The sequence below is a fragment of the Vibrio ishigakensis genome, from assembly GCF_024347675.1.
Taxonomy (GTDB): domain Bacteria; phylum Pseudomonadota; class Gammaproteobacteria; order Enterobacterales; family Vibrionaceae; genus Vibrio; species Vibrio ishigakensis.
On sequence record NZ_AP024881.1, the window covers coordinates 548,274 to 566,056 of the forward strand.

Genomic DNA, 17,783 nt, shown 5'->3' on the forward strand with positions numbered 1-17,783 from the left:
AGCTTAGGGCTATTTTAGCTCTAGACCCGCAACCTGATGCCAGTAGCCATTACACTGGCGATCTGGCAGTTGCGCAGGGCTGGAACCATCGCGGTTTGCCATAAACTTATCTAGATGCGTGAAGGTCTCGACACCCAGCGGGCTGAGGCGCACTACATCCACTAAGCCTTGCATAGATACCTGGTCGTTCACCAAGTTATAGCAGTAGCCCGATTGGGTTTGGATACCGTTGAGGTTAAACACCGATTGTCCTTCTTGGCTGTGAACCTGAAGGCCGGTTGGGTATTTAATACAGCAGGTCTCGCACTCATCTTTAGCTCGATTTTCAGCGCGTGCGGTGAAGCAGCGAGCCGAATAGGCTAGCGGAAGGTAACCATGACTGAACACTTCAACCTCAAACTTGTTGCGAATGCCTAACTCATCACACTGATTCAGTGTGTTGGATAGCCAATCACGAGAGAGCTCTACCGGCATACACCAGCGGATCATACCCTGCTTTAGAAAAAGATTAAGCGTGTGAGCGTTATAGGTATTAACCGCCGCACCAACCACAAATGGTACGCCTTTTTCGTGTGCAAGCTGTATGGCTGACACATCGTTCGCCTCAATAGCAAAGTCACCGTTATCAACGTACTTCTTCATTACGTTAACTTCACTCGGCGCCTCGAGAAGCGCCATGGTCGACAGTACAACTTGTTTACCTGAATTAGCTAGCTCTTTGGCGATATCAAACCAGTGATTTGGTTTCATCTCACGACGCTTTGAACATACCGACTCACCTAGATAGATGATCTCGGCATCTGACTGCATGGCTTGTTTGTAGAAGTCTTCTACGTCCTGTTTTGGCCAGAAGTATAGGATTGGCCCTAACGAGTATTTCATTGTGCTTGTCTCCGTTATTGCCATTTTCTATGGTAAGCGCCAAGGGTGGTTTGCGTACCTTCAGATACGTTGGCCAGTGCCTTATCCCAGCTTGGTTGAACCTGGTAGTTTTCAGGATCTCTCTGGTACGCATCGATAGCTGCACGCCATGTGCGCGTAACGTGCTCAACATAGGCAGGGCTACGTTGACGACCCTCAATTTTCACTGAAGCCACGTTAGCTGCGAACAGCTCTGGAAGTAGAGAGAGTGTGTTAAGGCTAGTTGGCTCTTCGAGCGCGTGATAGCGTTTGCTGACACCATCTACTTCTGCCTCAAAGCGACCCTTACATAGGGTAGGGTAGCCAGCGTTTTCTCCCTCGGCATAACGGTCGATAAGGATATCGTTTAGACGTGACTCCAAACCTTGCTCTGTCTCTTGCCAACGCACGTACTTGGCCGGTGAACATGCACCCACTGTGTTCGGTGATTCGCCTGTCATATAAGATGAAAGATAACAGCGACCCTCGGACATGATGCACAGACTGCCAAACGCAAATACCTCAAGCTCAACATCTGAGGTTAGGTTGCGCGAAAGCTGTTTAACCTGATGGATAGACAGAACGCGAGGAAGCACAACGCGCTTAACGTTGAAGTTCTTTTGATAGAAATCGATAGCCGCCACATTGGTCGCAGAGGCTTGCACAGAAAGGTGCAGTTCCAATTCTGGGTAGCGCTTGGCTGCGTACTCTAGTACTGCGATGTCAGCCACAATCAGCGCATCGACACCATTTTGCGCCGCCATATCAACGGCATTGGTCCAGCGCTCAAAGCCTTGAGGCTGAGCAAAGGTATTCAGCGCCACATGGATATGTTTACCCGCGTTGTGCACGTATTGCACTGCTTTCTCAAACTTCTTACCGTTGAAGTTCAGGCCTGCAAAGTGCCTCGCATTAGTATCATCTTTAAATCCGATGTAGACAGCATCTGCGCCGCAATCGATAGCGGTCTTTAGTGCTGGCAAGTTTCCTGCCGGACAGAGTAGTTCCATGAAAGTATTCAAAGTGTTGGGTACAGTGGCAAGTATTTTACTGTTCGGCGAATTGCACTCTTTGATATGAGGCAGTTTTCCTAGGGAAAAGTATGGAAGTTGAGCAAGCTCAGTTCACATCTTGGATCTTTTGCGTATGATGTGGAAAATTTTATCAAGTGAGAATATCGCGTGCTCGACAAAGTAAGACAACAACTGGTTTCTAATGCAGCCACCATCTTGAAAGGTCCTGCAAAACTGCTACCACGAAAACTACATAGCCTGACCATGCTGGAAGCCCTAAAGCTAGTGTTCAAAGAAGCACTGGAAGACGGTGATTTCGAGTTTTTGGAAGACAAATGGCTGAAAGTGTTAGTGACTGATCTAGATCTACAGTGGTTTATTAGCTTCCGTGACGAGGAGCTGGTGGTTGAGACTGTCGAGCAACAGCATGATGTCAGCTTCTCTGGCACGCTAAATGACTTGGTACTGATTGCGGGTCGCAAAGAAGATCCAGACACACTATTTTTTCAGCGTCGCCTGAGCATTGAAGGTGATACTGAACTAGGGTTAGAGGTTAAGAACCTAATGGACAGTGTTGATTTGGATGCACTGCCAAAAGTGGTTACTATGGCACTCTCTCAGCTGGCTACCTTTGTTGCGAAAGGTGTGGATGCACCAGCTTCAACCTTGATTTCAGGAACCACCAATAATGCTTATTAGAACTGAAGCACCTGCTGACAACCTTTCTATCGACCGCTTACTAAAAGCGACCTTTCCAACACATGCAGAAGCTGATTTGGTTCGCACCTTGCGTGAGAACGGTAAGATCACTCTCAGCATAGTGGCGAGCGACGATGAAGGTCAGGTTGTAGGTTCAGCTCAGTTCTCTCCAGTTACTCTGGCGGGTATGGATTACGGCTGGCAAGGTCTAGCACCTGTGGCGGTTGCTGAAGAGTATCGCAATCAAGGTATTGCAGAGCAGATGATCCGCGAAGGTCTGAATATGCTACATGAATTAGGCTACCCAGCTTGTGTGGTATTAGGTGACCCTGCCTATTATTCTCGCTTTGGCTTTGCAGGTGCCGAAGAACATAGATTCCGCTGCCAATGGGATATTCCAGAAGGCGCGTTTCAAGTTTTAGACCTAGCAGGTGAAAGCTTTGCTGGCCTCTCAGGTCTAATCGAATATACAGAAGAGTTTGATCAGGTTTAATCGTGTCACAGGATAGAAATCATGCCCTGCTTGCAGAAATGGGCATCACGCAGTGGACGCTAACGCATCCAGAGAGACTAGGGGGCTATGAACAGACTCCTCTTGATCTGGAAGATGACATTAAGTTGCTCTTTGTAGCACAACAGACTCCATCAGGTAGCAACGCTGAATTTATGCAAAAGGTGTTGCAAGGGGCGATGAAACTGAGTCTAGACTCGTGCCGTCATATCACGCCAGCTCAGTTTTCTCAGCTTTCAAAGCACAATCTAGAATGGGTGTGGTTTTGTGGTTGCGAGCCTATGCAAACCGAAGTGTCTAAGACTCTCAAGTCACCAGCACTGAGCGAGATCGATGGCCACAATCAAAATCGTCGTGCCTTGTGGGAGCAGATAAAGTCTTATGGCTGATTTTCGTTACGCTCCGCTAGCACCTGAACATCTCGATGCGGTATGGAAGATAGAGCAGGGAGCTCATTCCCATCCGTGGAAACGCAGTATGATCGACGACTTGAAGAGTCGTGGAGCAATGCATTTTGGCATGTTTAAAGGTGACACTTTAGTAGGCTATTTCTATGCACAGAATATAGTAGGTGAGGTTAGTCTGCTCAATATCGCCGTCGCTCCTGAACATCAAGGGCAAGGCGTAGGTAGCCGACTGGTAAGTTATCTTATTCAGCGCTGTCAGCGACTTAATGCTGAATGTATCTGGCTCGAGGTTCGAGAGTCGAACGTCAAAGCGCAAAGCCTCTATCTTAAGAATGGTTTTAACGAGGTAGATAGACGAAGCGGATATTACCCCAGTGCCAATGGGCGTGAAGATGCCATTCTAATGAGTTATTACTTCTAAGCCCTCTCATATGAGGGCTTTTTCATACACTGCACTTCTGCAGATCTAAATGAGAATTATTCCATTCATGGGTTGATATAATCTTTTGATTCAAATCAATTAATTATTAAGTTGCATTTAAAATGCCTTTTAAAGTAACGAGTGAAGAGTAGACTTGTGCATAAACATTTATTTTAAATGCTACTTAAGGAAGGGCGATGTTTTGTATTCAATGTGAGCAAACCATGCAGACACCAGTTGCTAACGGCTGTCAGTATGCGATGGGTATGTGTGGTAAAACGGCTGAGATTTCAGATCTTCAAGATGTACTGATCTACATCCTTCAGGGTGTGAGTGCTTATGCTAGTGCTGCCCGTGAGATGGGTATTGTCGATCAAAAGACTGATGCCTATGTGCCACAGGCCTTCTTCGCAACCCTTACTAACGTTAACTTTGACGATGCTCGTCTGATTGAATACACCAAACAAGCGCTTCAGCTTCGTGACCAAATGAAGCAAGCCTATGAGGCCGCATGCGTTACCCAAAACGTTGCACCTAAGAGCTTTGACGGTGCGGCAAACTTCACTATTGAAGCTGAGAAAGTAGTAATTCTAAGCCGCGCTCCAGAGACTGCACTGAACCAAGATTTAGATGCTATCGGTGAAGATATCATGGGTCTGCGTCTTCTTGCTCTGTATGGCTTGAAAGGTGTTGCTGCTTATATGGAGCATGCTCGTATCCTTGGTCAGCAAGACGAAGAAATTTACGCTGAATTCCACCGCATCATGGCTCGCCTTGGTGAGGGTGTGAATGAGATGGACGAGCTATTGGGTCTGGCTATGGCTTGTGGTCACCTGAACTACAAGGTTATGCAGATGCTAGACCAGGGTGAGACTGAAGCCTTTGGTCACCCTGTACCAACCAAGGTAAACATGAAGCCGGTTGCGGGTAAGGCAATCCTAGTTTCAGGCCACGACCTGATCGACCTTAAGTACATCCTTGAACAAACTGAAGGCAAGGGTATCAATGTTTACACCCATGGTGAGATGCTACCAGCACATGCTTATCCAGAGCTTGGCGGTAAGTACCCACACCTAGTAGGTAACTACGGTACAGCATGGCAGAACCAGCAAAAAGAGTTCGCTAACTTCCCTGGTGCTATCGTGATGACCTCTAATTGTTTGATCAACCCAGAGACAGGCGCATACGCTGATCGTATGTTCACTCGTAATATCGTGGGTTGGCCGGGTGTTAAGCATCATGAAGGCCATGACTTCTCAGAGGTGATTGAGAAAGCGTTTGAATGTGAAGGCTTTAAGTTTGACGAAATTCCTCATTTCACCATGACTGGTTTTGCGCGCAACGCACTAATGGAAGCGGCTCCTGCAGTAATCGAACAAGTGAAAGCGGGCAACATCCGCCACTTCTTCCTAGTAGGTGGCTGTGATGGTGATAAGAAAGAACGCAACTACTTCACTGAATTCACTAAAGCGGCACCACAAGACACGCTAATCCTGACTCTTGCCTGCGGTAAGTTTAAGTTCAACGACCTTGAGTTCGGTGACATCAATGGCATCCCTCGCTTCCTAGATGTTGGTCAATGTAACGATGCATACTCAGCTATCCAGCTTGCACTGGCTCTAGCCGAGACCTTCGAATGTGAAGTGAATGAACTGCCACTGTCTTTGATCCTATCTTGGTTTGAGCAAAAGGCGATTGCAGTTCTGCTTACACTACTAGCATTGGGTATTAAGGATATTCGTGTCGGTCCAACCGCGCCTGCATTCCTAACCGAAAACCTAATTAACCACCTTGATGAGCAGACGGGTCTGCGCTTGATTACCACGGTTGAACAAGACTTAGCTGACATCCTTGGCTAACCCATATTTGTTATTGAAGTGATATAGAGATGCGCCTTAGGGCGCATCTTGTTTCTGTTAGGAGAATAAAATGCGATTAACCTGTACTGAAATCCGTCAAGATACCCAAGATATCAATACCTACTGGTTTGAGGCGGACCAAACCTTGGATTTTATTCCAGGTCAATTTCTTCCTATCGGTGTCGAGATCCAAGGTGAAGTAGAACAGCGTTGCTATTCTTTGGCCTCTCAACCAGGTGGTAAAGAGTGCAGCCTCACCATCAAGCGTGTTACCGACGGGCTCGTATCTAACTTTTTGGCAGACAACCTTAAGGTCGGAGATGAGCTTGAGGCTCTGCCGGCTTCAGGAGAGTTCAATGCCAACCTTTATAAAGAGCAACCTCTGTTAATGCTCAGCGCTGGCTGCGGTATTACACCTGTTTACTCTATGCTGGTAGCGCGCCTTGCTGAGGATCCCAACGCCGATATCTTTTTTGTACATAGTGCGAGCACAGCTAAAGACCGATTGTATGTGGAAGAGCTTGAAGCACTGGCATCCAAATACGAAAATCTAAAACTGGTGTGGTGCGTAAGTCAGAGTAGCGAGTTTGAATCTCGTTTGAGTCAAGATGTTCTGGCTAACTTAGATGAGAGCCTTTCATCTCGTGTCGCTCTGATGTGTGGCCCAAACGGCTATATGGAATCTGCTCAAGAATGGCTAAAAGCGCTGGGCATGCCAGAAGCACAGATCCATCACGAGCAATTCCAAGCGGCGATAGCCGAGTTGGAAGCCTCTGACGGTGCGCACACTTTGTCTGTAAATGGACAAGCGGTCTCTATTGAGGGAGAGCAAACCGTCCTCGATGCCTTAGAGAGTGAAGGGCTTCCGATCTTTGCCGCTTGCCGTGCAGGTGTGTGTGGCAGTTGTCGCTGTAAGGGCGATAAAGACAAACTGGTTAGTTCAACGCAAGGGCCTTTGACCGATGAAGAGGTCGAGCAGGGCTACTTCCTTGCCTGTGCCAGTCAGGTAAACGACAATATGTTTGTTGAGATTGGCTAAACTAAATCGACTAAACTCAGAGGGCTCAACCTAGGTTGGGCCTTTCTTTTTACAGATAGATTGTGAAATAGCGCAGAATCAGCGAAAATAGCGCCAATTTTTAGACAGTGCACAACCTAAAGAACTCGATACATGTCAAATAGTCCCTTTCAGCTAGAAGTAAACAAGCGTCGTACGTTTGCTATCATCTCTCACCCGGATGCGGGTAAGACGACCATCACCGAAAAAGTACTTTTATTCGGAAACGCAATCCAAAAAGCGGGTACCGTAAAAGGACGCGGTTCCAACCAGCATGCAAAATCTGACTGGATGGAGATGGAAAAGGAGCGTGGTATCTCGGTTACTACCTCTGTGATGCAGTTCCCGTACAACGATTGTTTGGTAAACCTGCTGGATACCCCAGGACACGAAGACTTCTCTGAAGATACCTACCGTACACTGACAGCGGTTGACTCATGCTTGATGGTGATCGATGCGGCGAAAGGTGTCGAGGATCGTACGCGTAAACTGATGGAGGTTACTCGCCTTCGTGATACGCCTATCGTTACCTTCATGAACAAATTGGACCGCGACGTGCGTGACCCAATGGAAGTTCTTGATGAAGTTGAGAGTGAGCTGAGCATGGCGTGTGCGCCAATCACTTGGCCTATCGGTTGTGGTAAAGAGTTTAAGGGTGTTTATCATATCCACCGTGATGAGACTATCTTGTATGAATCTGGCCACGGTCATGAGATCCAAGAAGTTCGCATCATCAAGGGTCTAGACAACCCAGACCTAGACGAAGCTGTAGGTGCTGACCTAGCAGAAAGCGTACGTGAGGAGCTAGAGCTGGTTATCGGTGCATGTCCTGAGTTCGACCACGACCTATTCCTAGCCGGTGAGCTGACTCCAGTATACTTCGGTACTGCACTGGGTAACTTCGGTGTTGACCATATGCTAGACGGTCTTACTGAGTGGGCTCCAGGTCCACAAGCGCGTGAAGCGAACGAGCGTAAGGTTGTTGCTTCTGAAGAGAAATTCTCTGGCTTCGTGTTTAAGATCCAAGCAAACATGGACCCTAAACACCGTGACCGTATCGCATTTATGCGTATCGTTTCTGGTACTTACTCGCAAGGCATGAAGATGAACCATGTGCGCACGGGTAAGAACGTAAGTATCTCTGATGCAGTAACCTTTATGGCGGGTGACCGTTCTCGCGCAGATAAAGCGTACGCAGGTGACATCATTGGTCTACACAACCACGGTACAATCCAGATCGGCGATACCTTTACCCAAGGTGAGAAGCTGAAGTTTGCAGGTATCCCTAACTTTGCTCCTGAACTGTTCCGTCGCATTCGACTAAAAGATCCATTGAAGCAGAAGCAGCTACTAAAAGGGCTAGTACAGCTTTCTGAGGAAGGTGCAGTGCAGGTATTCCGCCCACTGCAAAACAACGACCTTATCGTAGGTGCGGTTGGTGTGCTTCAGTTTGATGTGGTAGTTGCGCGCCTTAAAGCTGAATACAACGTCGAAGCCATCTATGAAGGCGTAAACGTAGCAACAGCTCGCTGGGTTGAATGTGATGATCCTAAGAAACTGGAAGAGTTTAAGCGTAAGAACCAGAGCAACCTTGCTCTCGATGGTGGTGACAACCTTTCTTATGTTGCACCAACCATGGTTAACCTAAACCTAGCGCAAGAGCGATTCCCTGACGTAGACTTCAGAGCGACTCGCGAACACTAATATTAGAGCCAGCAGTTTTCTGCTGGCTTTTTTGCTTTCAGGGACACATCAAAAGGAGATTCGGTGTTTGACCTCAATCTAGTACGACCATTTCTAGCGGTATACAACCTAGGCACCATTACCAAGGCCGCCGAATCCCTCTCACTCACACAGCCAGCGGTAAGTTCTGCTATTAAGCGCTTTGAGACAGTTCTTGGTTATCCCTTGTTTATTCGTATGGGGCGCAAGATTGAGCCTACCTCTAAAGCACATCAACTCGCCACTCAGCTAGGTATGGCGCTAGAGCTTATGGATGGTGCAGTGGCGACCGAGCGCAAAATGATTGTCTATGCCAGTGTAAATGCTATAGCGAATCTTCCGGAGATGCCCAACGTGCAACTGATTGAGTCTCCGCGTGTGGAAGAAGACATATTGCAGGATATTCGATTGAATAAAGCTGACTTGGTCATTGATTACAACCTGCCTCGAGACTCTGGACTGAACTTTGAGCATGCATTTAGTGATGAGCTTGTTTTGATGTGTGATGCAGAACATCCTGCAGTGGGGGATACAATCTCACTTGAGCAATATCTAGATTCAGAACATGTTACTTTGAAACTCGTGCGCCAGAATGCACAAATTGTAGACTTTCTGTCCGGTAAGAGTTTTTCGAGAAAAGTGGCGATAGAGGTGAGTAGTATCACTAACCTTATTGTTGCAACTAAAGGTACTCGCTATATTTCTGCGATTGCTAAGAGCATGAGCGATATTGCTGAAAAGTTTGGAATGAAGATACTCGCGCCACCATTTAAGATGCGAAAGGTAGATTTTGAGTTTACTTACCACAAAAAATACCAAAACAATGCACAGCATAAGGCACTGCGTGAACAGCTTAGAGAATTATTAAGCCATGACTAGAAGTCGAAGGTTAGGCCGAACTCTATAGTATCTTCTCGTTCTTCAAAATAGGTATAGGTCACCGATGGTCTCAGTTGCTTGATGTTGAGAAATAGAATCATCTCATGGTAAATGAGGTCGGTTTTTCCTGAACTGATGCTGATGTCATTCTGTTTCCCATTCCACATATTGTCTTTGAATCCGATTTCGTGATTGAACTTGTATAGAAGGTCAAAGTATTTAATCGGGCTCCAAATGGCACCTGCAGAATAGTCGATGGAATCAGATGGCAGGTAATTCAGACAGTTTGCTACGAAACAGTACTCATCGTCGAATTTGTAGTTGTAGTTAACATCGCCAATAGCGGTCCAGTGCTGGCTCAGCACTTTTGCGCCAAAGATGCCGGTAGATACTTTGTAGTCACTAATCTTTAGACTGTTCTCAGTGTAATAGGTCTCTCCCTTCCAAATAGAATAGCCAGCTCCAACTTCCCAGTTTACTTCTGTATCGATATCTCCGAATACTCGCAAATCTTCCGTGATGTAATAGTTGGCATCCAGAGTGGCTACTGTATTGCCATCTTGCTGTGAAAAGCTAATGCCAAAGATATCAGTAAACTTCTCAATAGTTTGTACCAAAGTAGATTCAGCAAAAGCATTGGCAGATAAGAAAAGGGAGAGAATTGCTAGGCGACGCATAGGAACTCCAAAACAGGTTTACTAAAGAAAATAATCCCCTCGATTGAGGGGATTATTGGGCTTAATTCAGAAGTCGTTGGGAGTTACTTCTTAAGCGTTGCTAGACGGTTTTGAACTTTAGCTTTTACTTGCTGAAGTTTGTTTTGGTCAACGTTTTGTAGGTTCTGCAATTTTGAACGGTGAAGCTCTGGGTTTCCACCATCTGTAAGCACTATGCTTAGCCGTCCTTCAATAGACGAGACTACGTAGGTGCCGTTCTCGGTAACGATTTCGAATCCATTGTCTAGACGAGTAACATCACCGTGATCATGAATGTTTCCATGAATACTTGTGTCATAGTCGATTCTGACAGTGTATTCACCATCACTGTTGATTGAGACAATGGTGCCATTATCACCAACAATTAATGCGGCATCGATAGTTTCGTCGTAAAGTACTTCACCGAATGTTTTCGGTGCATCTGGGCTATCCATATCACCGTCTATGATTGAGTCATCAATATCTATAACCCAACCGTTACCAGCTTCGATAACTTTTAAGATATCCCCATTGTCAAGCACTATTACGATGTCGCCTTCGGCATTTTCTGGATATCTGATTTGACCAACAGTATTGCCATTAGCATCAGTTATTTGTCCTGCATCGTTAATATGCCCCACTAACTTATCGTCAATAGCGATCATCCCGTTGTATACAGTAAATACAGTCTGACTATTGTCAGGTACAGAGTTGTCATCATCTATGCCTGGTAGTTCATTATCAGGGTTACCAGCGGTTGGTAGAGATGGGATTACATCGTCTGGGTTTTCGTTAGAGCTTGAGCTCGTAGATAGCATACCTGCAACTAATGCGGCAGAAGCTGTGCCGACAGCAGCCCAAGTGCTGTTTGACTCTTGTTTGTTTACAATGTTGCTCGCACTTGCTGGATCAATCGCTTGAGTATCTGAAGATGTTGTTTTCAATTGCGCTTGAACAGATGCATCGATATCACGCATTTGTCGATCGATAAGTTCGTGTGTTTCAGCGTTTGCAGCTTGAACATCAACCTTCGTTGATTGAGCGAATGCGTTAGCGGAAAGTGCTGTGGAAATGGTTAGAGCTAAAATGCTTGCTTTCATGTGTGCTTGTTTCTCATACAGTTGATGTTAGAGCGTCTTGCGGTGTATGCCTCCTGGCTATGGGATGAATTATGTACAGCAGGGGAAGGGCTAACAATAAAGCGAGCTAGGCTTTCTATATTAATAGTATTTATACTGAATGATTGTTCATTGGCGTTCGTTGTTTTTATTTATTCCGTTAGGTATTGTTTTTACTAGGTTTGCAGATTCTTCATCAAAGCTTTACTTAGCCTGTTACTAAATGTTTCTCAGTTTGATTTAATATAGAATTCCTATCGTCTACTCTTATCGAGTATGAAGAAATAGTTTGTTTTGAGGTGATATAGATGTGGTTTGATACCCACTGCCATTTGGATTTTGAATGTTTCCAGAGTGAATGGCAGGAGTATAAGAAGAGGTTTCATGAGGCTGAGGTGTCTCGTTTCCTTGTGCCCGCTGTAGGCCAGAACAACTGGAATCAGGTATTGCAATTGTCTGGTGAGGAAGGGGTTTATATCGCCATAGGCATTCACCCCTTGAGAGTGAAGGAGCAGTATCAGCGAACAACTGTGTTTCAAGATGAACTGACGGCACTTGGAGAATACTTCGCTGAACACAAAGACAAGATCACTGCTGTGGGTGAGTGTGGGTTGGATAAACGCTTTAAAGAGTGTATCGACCAGCAGCTGGAAGCGTTCGACTTTCAGCTTGAGTTGGCAAAGCAATATAACAAGCCCGTCGTTATCCACTCGGTGAAACAGCACCACCTTGTTCAACAGAGGCTGAAGCAAGCTAAAGTAAATAGAGGAATCGTTCACGGCTTCAGCGGTAACTATCAGAAAGCCAAAGCTTTAGTTGACGCAGGAATGAGGTTAGGAATTGGCGGGGTAATAACTCGTCCGACTGCTGAACCTACTCGAGATGCTATAGCTAAACTTCCACTCGATTCAATAGTGTTAGAAACAGATGCTCCAGATATGCCTTTGTACGGTATGAATTCGGAGATTAACTCCCCTCAATATATACCTCACATTTTTAAATATCTTGTAAAGATACGTAACGAAAACGCCTCTATACTAGCCGAGGCTATTTGGCGCAACAGTAATCAGGTTTTTGCAATAAATTGACCTAACTGCCGATTTGTTAATCACTGCATTCGCAAAAAGGTGACATTGATCAACATTGATTTAATCGTTTGCGTCTAGAATTTCGCGAAAATGTGATCTGTGTTTTATCCTGCAATTTCTTGTTCGGTATAATCGCGCCCGTTTTTCTAACAACTTTTTTTAAACAATCTTTATAAGGAAGCCATAAACTATGAGCCTGTTTATGAGCCTAGTGGGCATGGCAGTACTGATCCTGATCGCAGTACTTCTGTCAGACAACCGCAAAGCAATTAACTTTCGTACTGTAGGTGGCGCGTTCGCTATCCAGTTCGCACTTGGTGCATTCGTTCTTTACGTACCTTGGGGTAAAGACCTTCTAAAAAGCGTTTCGGATGGTGTTTCAAGCGTAATTAACTACGGTGCTGATGGTACTGGTTTCCTATTCGGAAACTTGGTTAATTTCTCTGTTGACGGTCTTGGCTTTATCTTTGCGTTCCAAGTTCTACCAACTCTTATCTTCTTCTCTGCTCTGATCTCTGTACTTTACTACCTAGGTGTTATGCAGTGGGTTATCCGCATTCTTGGCGGTGGTCTGCAAAAAGCTCTAGGCACTTCTCGTGCGGAATCTATGTCAGCAGCAGCAAACATTTTCGTTGGTCAAACTGAAGCACCTCTAGTAGTACGTCCTTTCGTACCTAAGATGACTCAATCTGAGCTATTCGCAGTAATGTGTGGTGGTCTAGCTTCTATCGCTGGTGGTGTACTAGCGGGTTACGCATCTATGGGCGTGCCAATCGAATACCTAGTAGCTGCATCATTCATGGCGGCTCCTGGCGGTCTACTATTCGCTAAGATCATCAAGCCTGAAACTGATGAGCCAATCGAGCAACTAGACAACATCAACGCTGAAGGTGAAGACAAGCCAGCAAACGTAATCGACGCAGCAGCGGGCGGTGCATCTGCAGGTCTTCAACTGGCTCTAAACGTTGGTGCAATGCTAATCGCATTCATCGGTCTTATCGCTCTAATCAACGGTGTGCTTGGTGGCATCGGTGGTTGGTTCGGTATGGAGAACCTAACTCTTGAAGCTATCCTTGGTTGGATCTTCGCACCACTAGCATTCCTAATCGGTGTTCCTTGGAACGAAGCTACAGTTGCTGGTGAGTTCATCGGTCTTAAGACTGTTGCGAACGAATTCGTTGCATACGCACAATTTGCACCTTACCTAGGTGACGGTGCTGAGGTTGTACTGAGCGAGAAGACTAAAGCAATCATCTCATTTGCTCTTTGTGGCTTCGCTAACCTATCGTCTATCGCTATCCTACTAGGTGGTCTAGGTAGTATCGCTCCTAAGCGTCGCCCAGATATCGCTCGTATGGGTATCAAGGCAGTAATCGCGGGTACGCTATCTAACCTAATGGCAGCGACAATCGCAGGTTTCTTCCTATCGTTCTAATGACGAAGAAAACTTAAATTGCAAAGCGCCCTGATGTTAGCATCGGGGCGTTTTTATTCGTATTATCATAATCTTCTGCACAACCTGTGTTTCACATCATATTTTTTTGAGATGCAAAACGTTTGCTTTCATGAGCAATGTTACGCAGATCAATCGAATGACTATACTGTTAGCCTAAGTTGACTAACTGGAACTGAATGATGAACGAGGTTTTGCTTGCTATATTTGCAGGCTTTGTCGTGGGTGTAATCTTCTCTGCGATCAAGCTGCCAATTCCAGCTCCACCCGTTTTGTCCGGTGTAATGGGCATTGTTGGTGTGTATCTGGGAGGCGTTTTCTACCAATGGATTGTAGAGCGCTTTATACAGTAGTAACTTATTTAACTTGCTGATGTAATTAGCAATTTACTTGATATGCAGCCAAGGTATGGCTGTTTAAATCACGGTGACAGGGATAGCAATTGGTCAATTCACCAAGTCTTCACGGAACCAAGTCCGTTCATTGAGTCTGGACGCACTATTCATGCCTATACTGAAAGCGGCGTCACAACTATCAACTATTCGGAGAATCTAATGAGCGATTTGAAAGCTGCAGCACTACGCGCACTTAAACTAATGGATCTAACTACTCTTAACGACGACGATACTGACCAAAAAGTTATCGATCTGTGCCATGCAGCTAAGTCACCAGTAGGTAATACTGCGGCTATCTGCATCTACCCTCGTTTTATCCCAATCGCTAAGAAGACGCTACGCGAGCAGGGTACTCCTGAGGTGAAGATCGCAACTGTGACCAACTTCCCTCACGGTAACGATGATATCGAGATCGCAGTGGCTGAAACAAAAGCGGCTGTAGCTTACGGTGCGGATGAAGTAGATGTTGTATTCCCATATCGCGCACTTATCGCTGGCAATGCTGAAGTTGGCTTTGAGCTAGTGAAGCAGTGTAAAGAAGCGTGTGGCGACATCCTTCTTAAGGTAATCATCGAAACGGGTGAACTAAAAGAAGAAGCTCTTATCAAGCAAGCTTCAGAGATCTGTATCAAAGCAGGTGCTGATTTCATCAAGACCTCTACTGGTAAAGTGCCGGTAAACGCAACTCCAGAATATGCACGCATGATGCTTGAAGTTATCCGTGACATGGGTGTAGCTGAAAGTGTTGGCTTTAAACCTGCGGGCGGTGTTCGTTCAGCTGAAGATGCAGCCCTATACCTAGGTATGGCTGACGAGATCCTAGGTGATTCTTGGGTAGACGCTCGCCATTATCGTTTTGGCGCATCTAGCCTACTAACCAATCTTCTGAATACTCTTGAAGTAACTGACGAGAAAGCAGACCCAGCTGCTTACTAATTGATTATTTTGGCGCTCGAATGAGCGCCACTGTCGGTAACTTTTATTAAGGTAAGCGCTATGTATTTACCCCAAGAGATTATTCGTAAGAAACGTGACGGTGAAGTCCTCACCGCTGACGAAATTAACTTCTTTATACAAGGCGTAGCGAAAGAGACAGTATCTGAAGGTCAGATCGCTGCCTTTGCTATGGCTATTTTTTTCAATGAAATGACTATGCCTGAGCGTATCGCACTGACGTGTGCAATGCGTGATTCAGGTATGGTTTTAAATTGGGACCATATGGGCTTTGATGGCCCAGTCGTAGATAAGCACTCAACTGGTGGTGTAGGTGATGTAACCTCATTAATGCTTGGCCCTATGGTGGCAGCATGTGGGGGTTATGTACCTATGATCTCAGGCCGAGGTTTGGGTCACACAGGCGGTACCCTAGATAAGCTTGAGTCTATTCCAGGCTACAACATTACCCCAACCAATGAAGTGTTCGGTCAAGTAACTAAAGATGCAGGCGTGGCTATTATCGGTCAAACCGGTAACTTGGCTCCAGCAGACAAGCGAGTTTATGCAACTCGTGATATCACAGCGACCGTAGATAACATCTCTCTTATCACCGCATCTATTCTGTCTAAGAAGCTAGCCGCTGGCCTAGATTCTTTGGTGATGGATGTAAAAGTAGGCTCTGGCGCCTTTATGCCAACCTATGAAGCGTCTAATGAACTGGCTCGTTCTATTGTTGCAGTAGCAAATGGTGCAGGTACTAAGACCACAGCGATTCTGACCGATATGAATCAAGTACTGGCTTCATCGGCGGGTAATGCGGTAGAGGTGCGTGAAGCGGTTCGTTTCCTAACCGGTGAATATCGTAATCCACGCCTTCTAGAAGTCACCATGGCGTCTTGTAAAGAGATGTTGGTTCTTGGTGGATTGGCTGACAACGCAGAGCAAGCTGAGCAGAAACTGATGCAGGTTCTGGATAACGGTAAGGCTGCCGAGTGCTTCAACAAGATGGTCGCAGGCCTTGGCGGTCCAAAAGACTTTGTTGAAAACTACGACAATTACCTGCCGAAGGCTGAGATCATTAAACCAGTATTTGCTGATACAACGGGCATCATTACAGAGATGGATACACGAGCTATTGGTATGGCTGTAGTCGCTATGGGCGGTGGTCGTCGTGTTGCAACTGACCAAATCGATTATGCGGTTGGCTTTGACCAGTTCATTAAGCTTGGTGAAACAGTAGATAACAACTCACCAATCGCCGTTATCCATGCCCGCAATGAACAGCAGTGGCAAGAGGCAGCTGTTGCTATCAAGGCAGTAGTTAAAGTTGGCGAAGCGGGCAGTTATAAACCGACCCCAAATGTTTATGCTCAAATCCGAGCTGAAGATGTAGAGAGATAATTGATATGAAAAGAGCAATTATTCTGGTGTTGGACTCTTTTGGTATCGGCGCAACTGAAGACGCAGATAAATTCGGTGATGTGGGCTCAGATACTCTGGGTCATATCGCTGAGCAATGTGCAAAAGGCGAAGCAGATAATGTTAAGCGTAGCGGTCCTCTGACACTTCCAAACCTATCACGTCTAGGCCTTGGTCATGCGGCTGAAGAATCAACTGGCTCATTCCCAATCGGTCTGAATAAAGACGCTGATATTATTGGTGCTTACGGTCATGCCGCTGAGATATCTTCAGGTAAGGATACGCCGTCAGGTCACTGGGAAATCGCGGGTGTTCCGGTTCTGTTTGAGTGGGGCTATTTCACTGATAAGCAAAATAGCTTCCCTCAAGAGCTTCTAGATAAGATCGTTGAACGCGCAGGTATCCCGGGTTACTTAGGAAACTGCCATGCATCTGGTACACAGGTATTGGATGATCTTGGTGAAGAGCATATGCAAACGGGCAAGCCTATCTTCTATACCTCAGCGGATTCTGTATTCCAGATTGCCTGTCATGAAGAAACCTATGGGTTAGACAAGCTGATGGAGCTTTGCCAAATCGCTCGTGAAGAGCTTGAGGGCTATAACATTGGCCGTGTTATCGCGCGTCCATTTGTTGGTGATAAAGCGGGCTCATTCCAGCGCACCGGCAACCGCCGTGACCTTTCTATTGAGCCACCGGCAGCAACTGTGCTTCAGAAGCTGGTAGAAGAAAAGCAGGGCGAGGTTGTATCTGTAGGTAAGATTGCAGATATCTACGCTCATTGCGGTATCACGCAAAAGGTTAAAGCAACGGGTCTTGAAGGCTTGTTTGATCTAACTAAAGAGGAGATCAAGAAAGCGGGTAACAATACGATTGTGTTTACCAACTTTGTTGACTTTGACTCAGCCTACGGTCATCGCCGTGATGTGGCGGGCTACGCTGAGGCCCTTGAATATTTTGATAAACGACTGCCTGAAATCTACGAGCTCTTAGAGCCTAACGATGTACTGATCCTGACTGCAGACCATGGCTGTGACCCAACCTGGCACGGCAGTGACCATACCCGTGAACACATTCCTGTGCTGGTTTATGGTGGCAATGTTAAGGCGGGTTCTCTAGGTCGTCGCTCGACCTTTGCTGATATTGGTCAGAGCCTTGCGCACTACTTTGGTACGTCCGATATGGATTACGGAACAAATTTCCTCTAAACA

18 protein-coding genes are annotated in these 17,783 nt (G+C 46.1%); 14 read left to right on the top strand and 4 right to left on the bottom strand.

The window, feature by feature from the left end:
* Nucleotides 1–9: 9 nt before the first annotated feature.
* Nucleotides 10–882 carry a U32 family peptidase gene (locus Pcarn_RS02605; protein ID WP_261834846.1) on the bottom strand — a complete coding sequence of 291 codons (873 nt, stop codon included), beginning with the start codon at nucleotides 880–882 and terminating at the stop codon, nucleotides 10–12.
* 14 nt (nucleotides 883–896) lie between these two features.
* On the bottom strand, nucleotides 897–1,910 hold the full coding sequence (gene ubiU, locus Pcarn_RS02610; protein WP_261834847.1) for a ubiquinone anaerobic biosynthesis protein UbiU: 1,014 nt from the start codon (nucleotides 1,908–1,910) through the stop codon (nucleotides 897–899).
* 171 nt (nucleotides 1,911–2,081) lie between these two features.
* On the opposite strand from ubiU, the gene ubiT reads away from it, so the two are divergent.
* From ubiT to Pcarn_RS02650, 8 genes are all read left to right on the top strand, one after another.
* Nucleotides 2,082–2,612 carry a ubiquinone anaerobic biosynthesis accessory factor UbiT gene (ubiT, locus tag Pcarn_RS02615; protein WP_261834848.1) on the top strand — a complete coding sequence of 177 codons (531 nt, stop codon included), beginning with the start codon at nucleotides 2,082–2,084 and terminating at the stop codon, nucleotides 2,610–2,612.
* Nucleotides 2,602–3,105, top strand: coding sequence for a GNAT family N-acetyltransferase (locus tag Pcarn_RS02620; protein ID WP_261834849.1), 504 nt, complete (start codon nucleotides 2,602–2,604; stop codon nucleotides 3,103–3,105). The genes ubiT and Pcarn_RS02620 overlap by 11 nt, the downstream gene beginning before the upstream one ends.
* A gap of 2 nt (nucleotides 3,106–3,107) precedes the next feature.
* Nucleotides 3,108–3,512, top strand: a complete 405-nt coding sequence (locus tag Pcarn_RS02625) for a DNA polymerase III subunit psi (RefSeq protein ID WP_261834850.1) — start codon at nucleotides 3,108–3,110, stop codon at nucleotides 3,510–3,512.
* Nucleotides 3,505–3,951 carry a ribosomal protein S18-alanine N-acetyltransferase gene (gene rimI, locus Pcarn_RS02630; protein WP_261834851.1) on the top strand — a complete coding sequence of 149 codons (447 nt, stop codon included), beginning with the start codon at nucleotides 3,505–3,507 and terminating at the stop codon, nucleotides 3,949–3,951. The genes Pcarn_RS02625 and rimI overlap by 8 nt, the downstream gene beginning before the upstream one ends.
* A gap of 197 nt (nucleotides 3,952–4,148) precedes the next feature.
* Nucleotides 4,149–5,810, top strand: a complete 1,662-nt coding sequence (gene hcp / locus Pcarn_RS02635) for a hydroxylamine reductase (protein WP_261834852.1) — start codon at nucleotides 4,149–4,151, stop codon at nucleotides 5,808–5,810.
* A gap of 70 nt (nucleotides 5,811–5,880) precedes the next feature.
* Complete coding sequence (locus Pcarn_RS02640) at nucleotides 5,881–6,849, top strand: iron-sulfur cluster-binding domain-containing protein (RefSeq protein ID WP_261834853.1); 969 nt, start codon at nucleotides 5,881–5,883, stop codon at nucleotides 6,847–6,849.
* A gap of 132 nt (nucleotides 6,850–6,981) precedes the next feature.
* Nucleotides 6,982–8,571 (top strand): peptide chain release factor 3, encoded by a 1,590-nt coding sequence (gene prfC / locus Pcarn_RS02645; RefSeq protein WP_261834854.1) that lies wholly within the window; start codon nucleotides 6,982–6,984, stop codon nucleotides 8,569–8,571.
* A gap of 63 nt (nucleotides 8,572–8,634) precedes the next feature.
* A complete protein-coding gene (locus Pcarn_RS02650) occupies nucleotides 8,635–9,468 on the top strand; it encodes a LysR family transcriptional regulator (RefSeq protein WP_261834855.1) in 834 nt (277 codons plus the stop codon).
* Here the strand turns inward: Pcarn_RS02650 and Pcarn_RS02655 are convergent.
* Nucleotides 9,465–10,145 (bottom strand): hypothetical protein, encoded by a 681-nt coding sequence (locus tag Pcarn_RS02655; RefSeq protein WP_261834856.1) that lies wholly within the window; start codon nucleotides 10,143–10,145, stop codon nucleotides 9,465–9,467. The two genes, Pcarn_RS02650 and Pcarn_RS02655, sit on opposite strands and share 4 nt — an antisense overlap.
* An 83-nt stretch (nucleotides 10,146–10,228) precedes the next feature.
* Nucleotides 10,229–11,263, bottom strand: coding sequence for a hypothetical protein (locus Pcarn_RS02660; protein ID WP_261834857.1), 1,035 nt, complete (start codon nucleotides 11,261–11,263; stop codon nucleotides 10,229–10,231).
* Nucleotides 11,264–11,589: 326 nt separating this feature from the next.
* Here Pcarn_RS02660 and Pcarn_RS02665 point away from each other — a divergent pair, with 326 nt between their 5' ends.
* From Pcarn_RS02665 to Pcarn_RS02690, 6 genes are all read left to right on the top strand, one after another.
* Nucleotides 11,590–12,369 carry a TatD family hydrolase gene (locus tag Pcarn_RS02665; protein WP_261834858.1) on the top strand — a complete coding sequence of 260 codons (780 nt, stop codon included), beginning with the start codon at nucleotides 11,590–11,592 and terminating at the stop codon, nucleotides 12,367–12,369.
* Nucleotides 12,370–12,559: 190 nt separating this feature from the next.
* Nucleotides 12,560–13,804: a NupC/NupG family nucleoside CNT transporter gene (locus Pcarn_RS02670; protein WP_261834859.1), complete on the top strand. Its 1,245-nt coding sequence runs from the start codon at nucleotides 12,560–12,562 to the stop codon at nucleotides 13,802–13,804.
* Between the two features lie 200 nt (nucleotides 13,805–14,004).
* Nucleotides 14,005–14,175, top strand: a complete 171-nt coding sequence (locus Pcarn_RS02675) for a XapX domain-containing protein (protein ID WP_261834860.1) — start codon at nucleotides 14,005–14,007, stop codon at nucleotides 14,173–14,175.
* 201 nt (nucleotides 14,176–14,376) lie between these two features.
* Nucleotides 14,377–15,153, top strand: a complete 777-nt coding sequence (gene deoC / locus Pcarn_RS02680; protein WP_261834861.1) for a deoxyribose-phosphate aldolase — start codon at nucleotides 14,377–14,379, stop codon at nucleotides 15,151–15,153.
* 60 nt (nucleotides 15,154–15,213) lie between these two features.
* Nucleotides 15,214–16,554 carry a thymidine phosphorylase gene (gene deoA, locus Pcarn_RS02685; protein ID WP_261834862.1) on the top strand — a complete coding sequence of 447 codons (1,341 nt, stop codon included), beginning with the start codon at nucleotides 15,214–15,216 and terminating at the stop codon, nucleotides 16,552–16,554.
* Between the two features lie 5 nt (nucleotides 16,555–16,559).
* Nucleotides 16,560–17,780, top strand: a complete 1,221-nt coding sequence (locus Pcarn_RS02690; RefSeq protein WP_261834863.1) for a phosphopentomutase — start codon at nucleotides 16,560–16,562, stop codon at nucleotides 17,778–17,780.
* Nucleotides 17,781–17,783 lie beyond the last annotated feature (3 nt).